The 10,733-nt window shown below is 41.3% G+C and carries 11 protein-coding genes; 6 read left to right on the top strand and 5 right to left on the bottom strand.

The window, feature by feature from the left end; translation table 11 throughout:
* Nucleotides 1-198 precede the first annotated feature (198 nt).
* Nucleotides 199-423, bottom strand: a complete 225-nt coding sequence (locus tag VB654_RS20080) for a hypothetical protein (protein ID WP_416235701.1) — start codon at nt 421-423, stop codon at nt 199-201.
* Nucleotides 424-651: 228 nt separating this feature from the next.
* Nucleotides 652-2,055, bottom strand: coding sequence for a hypothetical protein (locus tag VB654_RS20075; RefSeq protein WP_323215569.1), 1,404 nt, complete (start codon nt 2,053-2,055; stop codon nt 652-654).
* Nucleotides 2,056-2,110: 55 nt separating this feature from the next.
* Between VB654_RS20075 and VB654_RS20070 the strand changes: the two genes are divergently transcribed.
* Nucleotides 2,111-5,224: an alpha-mannosidase gene (locus tag VB654_RS20070; protein ID WP_323215568.1), complete on the top strand. Its 3,114-nt coding sequence runs from the start codon at nt 2,111-2,113 to the stop codon at nt 5,222-5,224.
* Between the two features lie 103 nt (nt 5,225-5,327).
* Here the strand turns inward: VB654_RS20070 and psbN are convergent, their stop codons facing one another.
* Complete coding sequence (gene psbN / locus VB654_RS20065) at nt 5,328-5,459, bottom strand: photosystem II reaction center protein PsbN (RefSeq protein ID WP_323215601.1); 132 nt, start codon at nt 5,457-5,459, stop codon at nt 5,328-5,330.
* 225 nt (nt 5,460-5,684) lie between these two features.
* On the opposite strand from psbN, the gene psbH reads away from it, so the two are divergent.
* The 3 genes from psbH to pth all read left to right on the top strand — a co-directional run bounded on the left by psbH (nt 5,685) and on the right by pth (nt 7,362).
* Complete coding sequence (gene psbH, locus VB654_RS20060; RefSeq protein ID WP_323215567.1) at nt 5,685-5,888, top strand: photosystem II reaction center phosphoprotein PsbH; 204 nt, start codon at nt 5,685-5,687, stop codon at nt 5,886-5,888.
* 263 nt (nt 5,889-6,151) lie between these two features.
* Complete coding sequence (locus tag VB654_RS20055) at nt 6,152-6,424, top strand: TatA/E family twin arginine-targeting protein translocase (protein ID WP_323215566.1); 273 nt, start codon at nt 6,152-6,154, stop codon at nt 6,422-6,424.
* Nucleotides 6,425-6,738: 314 nt separating this feature from the next.
* Nucleotides 6,739-7,362 (top strand): aminoacyl-tRNA hydrolase, encoded by a 624-nt coding sequence (pth, locus tag VB654_RS20050; protein WP_323215565.1) that lies wholly within the window; start codon nt 6,739-6,741, stop codon nt 7,360-7,362.
* Between the two features lie 299 nt (nt 7,363-7,661).
* On the opposite strand, the gene rpsU is transcribed toward pth, so the two are convergent.
* Both rpsU and rsmI read right to left on the bottom strand, forming a co-directional pair.
* Nucleotides 7,662-7,838, bottom strand: a complete 177-nt coding sequence (gene rpsU / locus VB654_RS20045; RefSeq protein ID WP_323215564.1) for a 30S ribosomal protein S21 — start codon at nt 7,836-7,838, stop codon at nt 7,662-7,664.
* A gap of 163 nt (nt 7,839-8,001) precedes the next feature.
* A complete protein-coding gene (gene rsmI / locus VB654_RS20040; protein WP_323215563.1) occupies nt 8,002-8,859 on the bottom strand; it encodes a 16S rRNA (cytidine(1402)-2'-O)-methyltransferase in 858 nt (285 codons plus the stop codon).
* A 109-nt stretch (nt 8,860-8,968) separates the two neighbouring features.
* On the opposite strand from rsmI, the gene VB654_RS20035 reads away from it, so the two are divergent.
* Nucleotides 8,969-9,844, top strand: a complete 876-nt coding sequence (locus VB654_RS20035; protein ID WP_323215562.1) for a sugar kinase — start codon at nt 8,969-8,971, stop codon at nt 9,842-9,844.
* A gap of 31 nt (nt 9,845-9,875) precedes the next feature.
* Nucleotides 9,876-10,733 (top strand): 3'(2'),5'-bisphosphate nucleotidase CysQ family protein (locus VB654_RS20030; protein WP_323215561.1); only part of this gene is annotated, 858 nt, incomplete at its 3' end.

The following is a 10,733-nucleotide window of genomic DNA, read 5'->3' as shown; positions in this document are numbered from 1 at the left end:
AGAGTTCTTCAGCCAGCCGTAATTAATTCTTTCTATTTGTAGAGACGCGATTAATCGCGTCTTTACTATGTAAGAGGAACGAACCACAAAGTACACAAAGTACACAAAGTACACGTTAGTGCAGCGTCTCCCTTTGGGAGAAGAAGGAAGAAGGAAGGAAATTCGGCACACACGTGTAAAAAAAATGGTGTGAAATACTTATTTCTCTAAAAAGTTATCCACTTTGAAATTTGATGTTCCTTCCCAACAGTGGTTCAAAGATGCACTAATTTGAGCGTCAGCAGCATCACTCGATTCCCTCGAAGCATTAAACTGTACTGCTGTCACAATGTACTCAAAAATAATCACAAACTGTTTTTGAGGAGAAATTCTTTCAACTATAATTGTTTCTCCAATCTTGGGAATTTGCGGTAAGTTAACCACAAATGTTTCCTGTTTTGGTTTATCTAGTGGATTTTTAAAGTTGAAGTATTTACAGTAGACAATAATTTTCACGCAAAAAACCACCAATAGTACTAAAAAAAATTAAGTTCCAATATCTAAGTTTGAAACATAAGAATTAATTATAGTAACTAGAATGCCAATTTGTGACACACAAATTAAATCAGTGAATTGTAAACAGTTATTACGCGTATGATGGATAGTTTACTCTTACTTACCACGCCATAACCTTTGTAAAAACTGATAAACTTTCACGATAATTTCTTCGAGCCAGAGTATAGCATGATCAAGCCACTCTAGAAGTTGCTCTAAAGGATGTTTCTCATAGCCGATGAAAGTTGCTTCAACGTCTATCCAATCAGGCTGTAACTCAACTTGACTATGATAACTATTCTCGGTTATGGCTTGAGAATTCGGTTTTTTAGCGGATTTTACCGAATTTTTTTGATTTTGGGTGAGATGGCGGTTGGAGTTTGACTTTTGCAACCAACCAGATTTGGCTTTTGGTTGACTTTCACCCAAGTTTTGAGATGAAATAGGAGAGTTCCCAAACAAATCACCGAAATTCAACCAAGCATCTTTGGCTAAATTTTTATTCTGGAAACGGCGATGATGGGGTAAATTATATCGTGATTCTCCAGGACTATTTCCCTGAGCAATTTTTTTATCTTTACCAACTCCAAAAAAGTAATTAATTGCAGCTTCAATTAAAGCCGGAATATTTAATATTGGAGTTTCTAAACTATCAGTATTAACCGCTATATTTCCTCTAGCAGCTACCTGTGCTTTACCATAAACAAATATATTTAGCTGAGTTTGGACAACTCGGATAATTTCCTGGCTGCGCTGTTGTATGGGTAATAAAGCTTTGGTTTCCCAGTTGGCAATAGATGCGTCTAAAAATCCAATTAATTTATCAGTATTAAGTAAATTTTTGGTTGTGCTTTCAGGTAATGACAGCATATTAACTGAACTGTGTCCAGTAAGTTTTCCTAAAATCCTGTCAATTTTTTGTAGTAATTTACTCTGTGATTTATTTGCAGCTAACTGCCAAGAATGCCAGTAATTACCAACTTCACCAATAATCCTGTCTGCTAATTTTGCCTGTTGTTGGGGTGTCAAAATATCCAAAATTTCATTTTCGGCGGTGACAAGTACCAAATTTCGGTTGACCAAATTTGTGGCAATTCCGCGCATGATTGGCAAATATGGCTGAATATTTTCTGGCGAATCTTCGGAAATTAAGGGTCTGGTAGGGGGATGACGAAAAAGTTTTGACCACAAAAAACCCACAAACTTCAAAGGGGCTGATATTTGGGGGGTTTCAGTCTCGTCTAACTCAGAGGGTAAATTCTTGACTGCTTCTAAGACTTGTTGAATTGGTGTATCAACTGTGGGGGGAGTTTGGGGTTCTTTCCCCTCCAGAGTTTTACCTTCTGATTCTGTGGGGTTTAATAATCTGTATACGGGGTAAAGTAATAGTTCTACACCCCACTTCGTTGCAACTTGCAAATGTCGGTAGGTGTAATCCCACTGTTGTGTCAACCGCCGAGTTTGCAGGTGGACAAAGTTAAGTAGTCTACTTTGATAACGGCCAGAGTAACCAGAAGACATGATGGTGATTTGTTAGTTGTTTAGTCTCCCACCCAACAAGAATGTTAACGGAAATATGACTCTGCCCATGTCGCAATCCCATACTCAATTTATCTCGGCAACTGTTGACCATCTACGCTCTTTTTGTCAAGTTAATGTTCAATCTCGTTGGCTATACCAGGAATCAGACTGCGATATTACTGATATTTCTTTATCTGATTGGCAACTGGTTCAGCTAAATGCTAAGGAACATATTGCTTGGACAGGTGGCAAAAAAGTGCTTTGGTTGGTGCAAAGGTTTGTGGTTCCCCAAAATTTACAGGGTTATCCATTGGCTGGTTTGTCTTTGCGCCTGGCGTTGCTTTGGTGGGCAGATTTGGCTGAAATTTACGTAAATGGGGAGTTAGTGCTGGAGGGAGATTTATTTGATTGTTCGCCAAGATTGCTGCTTAGTCAAGGGGTGACTCCTGGTGAGGAGTTTGTTGTGGCTTTGCGTTTGGTGAGTCCTGGGCATGATAATGGTGCTTTGGTGCGATCGCTCCTTGTTTTTGAATCTTATAATGATCATAATCCTGATCCGGGCTTTTTGGCTGATGAGTTGGCTGTGTTACAGGTTTTTTTAACTCGGTTTGCACCGGATAGGTTGGGTGATTTGGTTGAGGGTTTGAGGGGAGTAACTAACCGCAGAGGCGCAGAGGGCGCAGAGGAAGAGGGAAAAGGTTTGCGGGAGGTTTATCAGCGTTTATCGGCGTTTATCGGCGGTTTAAATCCTAAAATATATTTATTGGGTCATGCTCATTTGGATTTAGCATGGCTTTGGCCTGTGAGTGATACTTGGAAGGCTGCACAAAATACTTTTGAATCGGTGCTAAAGTTACAGGCTGATTTTCCGGAGTTGATTTTTTGTCACTCTACTCCGGCGCTTTATGCTTGGGTTGAGGAACATCGCCCGGATTTGTTTGCGAAAATTCAAGCACAGGTTGCGGCTGGAGTTTGGGAAGTTGTGGGCGGTTTGTGGGTGGAACCAGAATTGAATTTAATTTCTGGTGAGTCGATTGTACGTCAGTTGCTGTATGGTCAGCGTTATCTAAAAGCTAAGTTTGGTAAAGTTTCTGCTGTGGCTTGGCTACCGGATACTTTTGGTTTTTGTGCGACTTTACCGCAGTTGTTTGTGAATGCTGGAATTGAGTTTTTTGTGACTCAGAAATTGCGGTGGAATGATACTACCCAGTTTGATTATGACGCTTTTTGGTGGCGATCGCCTGATGGTAGTAAAATCTTTAGTGTGATGTCTGCACTTATCGGCCAAGGAATTGACCCGGTAAAAATGGCAGAATATGCCTGTGAATGGCAAAGCAAAACCGGCTTAGAAGATTCTCTCTGGCTTCCCGGTGTCGGCGACCACGGTGGCGGCCCGACTCGTGATATGTTAGAAACTGCTCGACGCTGGCAAAAATCGACCGTTTTTCCAGAGATGGAATTTACCACCTCAGAAAAGTATTTACAGCAAATTCAAGATAAAGCAACTCATTCTCTTCCCACCTGGAATGATGAACTATATTTAGAATTTCATCGCGGTTGCTATACTACCCACGCCGACCAAAAACGCTGGAATCGACGTTGTGAAGATTTATTATATCAAGCTGAATTATTTGCCACTTTAGCCACTGTTAGCTGTGGGACGATATATCCGAAAACCGAAATTGAAACCGCTTGGAAAAAAGTTTTATTTAACCAATTTCACGATATTTTACCTGGTTCTTCCATTACCCAAGTTTATCAGGATGCACTCCCAGAATGGCAGCAAGTTGAACAAGTGGGAACGCAAATTTTACAAGAGTCTTTATTAGCGATCGCATCCCAAACTATTCTACCCCCACCCCCGCACCCTGAAGCCCAACCAATATTTATTTTTAACGCTCTCAATTGGCAGCGTTCTGAGGTAGTATCGCTCACATTACCCACATCTCACCCACATTGGCAAGTTTACGAGATTTTCGGAAAACCCATAATTTCTCAAATATCAGAATCATCAAAGCTGCTGTTTCTCGCTACGGAAATTCCCCCGGTTGGCTATCGCATATTTTGGATTTCCCCCAGTTCCCCCACTCCCCAACTTCCCATTTCTCCAGACTGGATTTTAGAAAATGAATTTCTACGAGTTACAGTCAATGCTGACACCGGAGATTTAGCCAGTGTATTTGACAAAATCCAACAACGGGAAATTTTAACTGGTGCGGGTAATCAACTACAAGCCTTCCAAGATAGTGGACAATATTGGGATGCTTGGAATATTGATCCTAATTATGCCCAACATCCTTTGCCACCCACAAAGCTAAAATCTATCCAATGGCTAGAACAAGGCTTAGTCCAAAATCGTGTCCGTGTAGTGCGTCAATTAGGTGAATCGGAATTTTGCCAAGATTATATTCTCCAAGTAGGTTCACCAATCTTGAAAATTGCCTCCATTGTGAACTGGCAAGAAAATCAGGTCATGGTGAAAGCCGCGTTTCCTTTAAATATAGAAGCAGATTTTGCTACCTATGAAATTCCCTGCGGTGCAATTAGTCGCCCAACTAAACCCCAAACACCCGCAGAACAAGCAAAATGGGAAGTTCCCGCTTTGCGTTGGGCTGATTTAACTAAGGAAACAGAACCAGATATTTACGGTGTGAGTTTACTCAATGATTGTAAATACGGTTATGATAGCCAACCGAATCAACTACGCCTCACACTATTACGCAGTCCTAACTGGCCTGACCCAGAAACAGATAGAGGCTGGCATGAATTTACCTACGCCTTATATCCCCACGCAGGTAGCTGGGAATCAGCCAACACAGTCAAGCGTGGTTATGAGTTGAATATTCCCTTAGAAGTAATTATTAATCCCCCGACGACTCAGCCAGGAATACATCCCAGAAAATTCAGCAGTTCAGAAGGGGTAAGTTTCCTGAATTTATCAGCTGAAAATTTAATTTTAATGGCCTTCAAACCCTCTGAAGATAACCCCCAGCAATTAATCCTGCGGTGTTACGAATGTCACGGAGAAATAGCCGAGTTATCCTTACAGAGTGATTTAGGACTGTATTTAGGGAATGAAGCAGATTTGTTAGAATTTAACTCATCTGAGCAACAAAACTTAATAATACAGCCTAAAAAAATTGTCACTTTCCAAGTGAACAGTAAATAGCTATAGTTCTACTGATATATGTGAGGACATTGTTGATTGCTAAGAGAAATACAGTTGCTGGGTTTATACTCAGCACTCAGCACTCAGCACTCAGCACTCCTCCCTAGTCTTCGTGGTCTTCAAAAGGGTCTGCCAACTGCTTGCTAGGAGGACCGAAGGACATATAGATGGCAAAACCAGTAACAGCGACTAAGGCAGCGCCAACGGAAATACTAATAACTGTTGCGGGTTCCAGAGCCATAAATTGTTCCATAAATTTGCAATTAAATTGAGTGTTATTATTTGGGCTTTCGCTTCAATAGGCACAATTACGTGCTTTAGTTTGATCATTCTAACATTTGTTTAGCTGTCACTCACTCAATTTATTTTACTGGACGCAATTTATCAGGTAGGTGCTTCATGATAGTAGAATATTACAGAAGATGAAAAAAAGCTTTGGTAACTGAATCTTAGGGGAACTATGGCACAACGAACTAGGTTAGGAGATATCCTGAGACCTTTAAACTCTGAGTACGGTAAGGTAGCTCCGGGTTGGGGTACTACGCCTGTAATGGGTGTTTTTATGCTCTTATTTTTCGTGTTTCTGCTGATTATTCTGCAAGTTTACAACAAGTCTCTGTTAATTCAGGACGTAATGGTTGATTGGCGCAGTTTAGGCGGCTAATTAAATACAGCGCACCTGTACCCGGCTTGTCCGGGTTTTTTTATGCGTTTGATACCAAAAACGTTAGCCTTAAATAAGTCAGCATGGTATAGATGAGGAGAGCCTAGTGCCGCAGGGCGGAAGTCAAAAATCAAAAATCAAAAGTTAAAAGTTAAAAGTTAAAAAAACTCATGAAACAGGCTTTTGAGTGATTTTAAATGGTTTCTTGATTTATGCCACGCTGTACTAGCTTGACTGCATTGTATATTTATAGGAGAAACCGCATGAATATATTTGGTATTGGCCTGCCGGAAATGGGTCTAATTATGGTAGTGGCATTGTTAATCTTTGGCCCGAAGAAGTTGCCAGAAATTGGTCGTAGTGTGGGTAAAGCAGTGCGCGGTTTTCAAGAAGCTTCTAATGAATTTCAAAGCGAGTTTAAACGGGAAGCGGAACAAATAGAACAGGCTATGAAAAGTTCGGCTGAACTGGAAACCAAGCAACTTGAAGCCGCTAAATCTGAACAGGAAACTGCTGGTTCTTCTTCTGTGAGTTAGGCTACTGTGTTCACACAAGTCCAAAAACTTTTTATTTGGGTAGTAGCATGACACAGTTAATTTTGTGCATAAGCATAAATATTGTGGGGTGGGCTTCTAGCCCGCCCAGAACAGGCATCTTGCCTGTTCCACAAGAGAAACATAATGCACTATTTTAAGGTTGCCACGCCAGTCGGGTGCGTTATGACTTTAGTCCTAGCGCACCGATTATCTAGAATGGTGCGTTGCGCTACGTGACAACAAACCCTACAAAGCTGCTAGTTCTTCTCCTGTGAGTTAGGTGAAGTGCTGCGAAGAAATTGAATTTAGGCAAAATGACAGAAGCTGTTACGAAACCATCTTTAGTAATTCCGCAACTAATTGTCGGGTTAGGAAATCCAGAGCCGAAGTATGACCAAACACGTCATAATATTGGCTTTGCTGCTATAGATGCACTCTCTCGTTCTTGGCATATTCCTTTAGGGGAAAATCGCAAATTTCAGGGTGAGTATGGTGAGGGTATGGCACCAGGTAGCCGTAAAATCCGTTTACTCAAACCCTTAACTTATATGAATCGCTCTGGACAATCAATTCAAGCGGTGACAAGTTGGTATAAATTGCCGCCTGAGTCGGTGCTGGTGATTTATGACGATATGGATTTACCCTTGGGTAAGACTCGTTTACGCTTGTCTGGTTCGGCTGGGGGACACAATGGGATGAAGAGTACAATTTCACACCTGAATACCCAAAACTTCCCACGTTTACGAATCGGCATTGGTAAACCAAAAGATAGCGATAACTCTGAATCTATCTCTCACGTTTTAGGAAAATTTTCTGCTGCTGAAACTCAACTGATATCTGTCTTACTTCAGTTTGTGGTTGAGTGTGTAGAATTGAGTCTTAAACAGGGAGTAGAAAAGGCAATGAATCGTTGTAATAGCAGCACTGTTGAGTATTGAGTGCTGAGTGCTGAGTGCTGAGTATTGAGTGCTGAGTTCGGAGTTCGGAGTTCGGAGTTCGGAGTTCGGAGTGCTGAGTGCTGAGTAAAAACTCAGTTATTTCAAGATTTTCAGCAATCTAAACTGTCTTAACCGTTTTGGTGGTTGCTATAACTGATAACTGATAAAGTAATATACCCTCACCTCTGAATCGGGGTGGGGTATATTCAACAATTTTCTATAAAAATATCCAGCCAGGTGCTATTGCTTGTTCGAGGTTCTGCCCTCAAGCAACACCAGTACTAACCGAAATAGGTTGATTAAAAGCGTCGATTTCGTCTGGCTAATACCAGCTTACGCTTGCGCTTTTCTGAAGGTGTTTCAAAATGGCGGTGGAATTTGACATCAGCTAATATACCAGCTTTAGAGACCTGGCGTTTAAACCGACGCAAAGCTGAATCAATACCTTCATTTTCTCCTAGAACGACTTGGGTCATTCTTGCTGTATCCTCATAATCAATATTTTCAATTGTAATTTTAGCCTTAAACTTAGGTAGGGTTTGCTGTTCCTTGTTTCCTACCTCTACGAATAAATATGGCTACGCCACGCAAGCTACAAAAACCAAAAATCTTCACTTCCTATTTGTTGCAGCAGCTGGTCTACTCAGGATTAATATCTAAAGAAAGCGCTAGTTGATAAAGTTGGCGACGGGGTAATGAAGTCATTTTTGCTAATTGCCTACTAGCTTGCGATCGCGATGTTCCCTGACTGATAATCTGAAGTAATTCGGCTTTTAGCTGTTCTTCTGTGAGTTGGGGTTGACTGGCGGTAATTCCGGCTACAACTAAAGTATATTCGCCTTGGGGTTCACGTTGGCTATAATGAGCGATCGCTTCGGCAATGGTTCCGCGCCAAAATTCTTCGTATAATTTAGTTAACTCCCGTGCCAGGACAATTTGACGATCGCTTCCCCAAACTGTGGCCAAGTCTTGTAAACTTTCTCGTAAACGGTGCGGTGATTCGTAGAAAATTAAGGTGCGGGATTCTGCCTGAATCAATTCTAAGTATTCACGGCGTTTTTGCCCTTTAGCTGGTAAAAAGCCTTCAAAAACAAACCTATCTGTAGGTAAACCGGCTGCACTTAAAGCGGTAATGGCGGCACTCGCCCCCGGAATAGGCACAACTGTTACACCCACCTCCACACAAGCTTTTACCAATTCATAACCAGGGTCAGAAATTCCTGGCATTCCCGCATCACTCACTAGTGCGATCGCCTGTCCATTGCCCATATACTCTAATAATTCCGGGATGCGGCTATGGCTATTATGTTCGTGGTAACTTATCTGGGGTGTTTTAATTTGAAAATGCTGTAGTAATTTTCCTGTATGGCGCGTGTCTTCAGCCGCAATCAAATTTACCGTTTGCAAAATCCTCACCGCCCGAAAGGTGATATCTTCCAGATTGCCAATTGGTGTCCCGACGATGTAAAGTGTTCCTGGTTTGGGGTCAGTCTGCATGAATGAGACAATAAGTATTTATATAAAATCAATTATCCATCTTGTGGGGTGGGCATCTTGCCCGCCCTGAATATTTTAAGAGTGAGGATTCCCATTCTATAAAAAAATTATGAATAATCTTAAATCCCAGCGTGGGTTATTTGTGGGTTTAATCACCTTGGATTTCATTTACCTCGCTGATTCTGCCCCTAGAAATAATCAAAAAATTGTCGCTACTGACTATACTTTAGCAGCCGGTGGTCCCGCTACCAATGCGGCTGTTACCTTCAGTTATTTAGGTAATCAAACTCAAGTTTTGGGTGTGTTGGGTTCTCATCCGATGACGCAACTGATTCGGGGAGATTTGGCTAATTATCAAGTAGCGATCGCTGATCTTCAATCTAATATAATTACACCACCACCTGTATCTTCAATCATGATCACCCAAGGCACAGGTGAACGCGCTGTAATCTCCATAAATGCTGCCAAAAGTCAAGCCAGTAAAACATCTATCCCGCCAGATATTCTCCAAGATATTGATATTGTCTTAATTGACGGGCATCAAATGGCAGTTAGCCTTGACCTAGCAAAAATGGCTAAAGCTGAAAATATCCCTATAGTTATTGATGGTGGTAGTTGGAAACCAGGATTTGAGCAAATTTTGCCTTTTGTGGATTATGCCCTATGTTCAGCAAATTTTCATCCTCCCAACTGCCACACCGAAGCTGAGGTATTTACCTACCTGAGTGCATTTGATATTCCCCACATCGCAATTACTCACGGCGAAAACCCCATTCAATATTTATCTTCCACTCAAATTGGTACTGTAGATGTACCGCAAATTCAGCCAGTTGATACCCTGGGGGCGGGAGATATTTTTCACGGTGCTTTCTGCCATTATATTTTACAGGCAAGTTTTACTGATGCTTTAGGACAGGCTGCTAAAATTGCTGCTAACTCTTGTCAATTTTTTGGTACGCGTCGTTGGATGGAAAGCGCTGAATAGTAGACTAAGTTAAGTAATTAAGGCAGAATTAATGCAGGATTTATCAGAAATATTAGCGATCGCACGTGAAATAAGTTGGGGTGCATCAGACATACTTAGGTCTTATTACCACGGCACAGCAAAAGACCCAAATTTAGATATCCAGTATAAACACAATGAGCCTGTCACTGTTGCAGATGTAGCGGTGAGTCAATATATTCTGGATCAGTTACAAGCCGCTTTGGGTAATCAAGATTTTGCCTATATCAGCGAAGAAACCTATAAATCACAACTGAATCAAGAATCCCCTGAATGGGTGTGGATTATTGATCCTTTAGATGGTACACGAGACTTTATTGATAAAACTGGAGAGTATGCCATTCACATCGCTTTAGTTAAAAACAAGCGTCCAATATTAGCAGTAGTTGCCATCCCGGAAACCGAAAAGCTATACTTTGCTATAAAAGGTGAGGGTACATTTGTGGAAACCCGTCATGGCTTTGTTCCCATTCAAGTATCTTCAGGTAAGCCCATAGAAGATTTAACTGTAGTTGCCAGTCGCTCTCACCGCAATGAATCTTTAGATTACTTATTACAAAACTTTCCTTGTCAAAACTACAAATCTGTAGGCAGTATAGGGTGCAAAATTGTCGCCATTATAGAACAACAGGCCGATGTCTACGTTTCTTTATCGGGTAAATCTGCCCCTAAAGATTGGGACATAGCAGCACCAGAATTAATTTTAACAGAAGCTGGTGGTAAGTTTACTCACTTCGATGGCAATTTGTTGCAATACAATACAGATGATATTAATCAGTGGGGCGGTTTACTGGCAAGTAACGGTCAGCATCACCAATTACTATGTGAAACAGCAGAACAGTTACTAGCACAGTTTACGGTGGGGGATATA

Origin of the sequence: Nodularia sp. UHCC 0506 (assembly GCF_034931045.1) — a bacterium.
Taxonomy (GTDB): Bacteria; Cyanobacteriota; Cyanobacteriia; order Cyanobacteriales; family Nostocaceae; genus Nodularia.
This window is presented reverse-complemented; position numbering and strand designations above follow the sequence as displayed.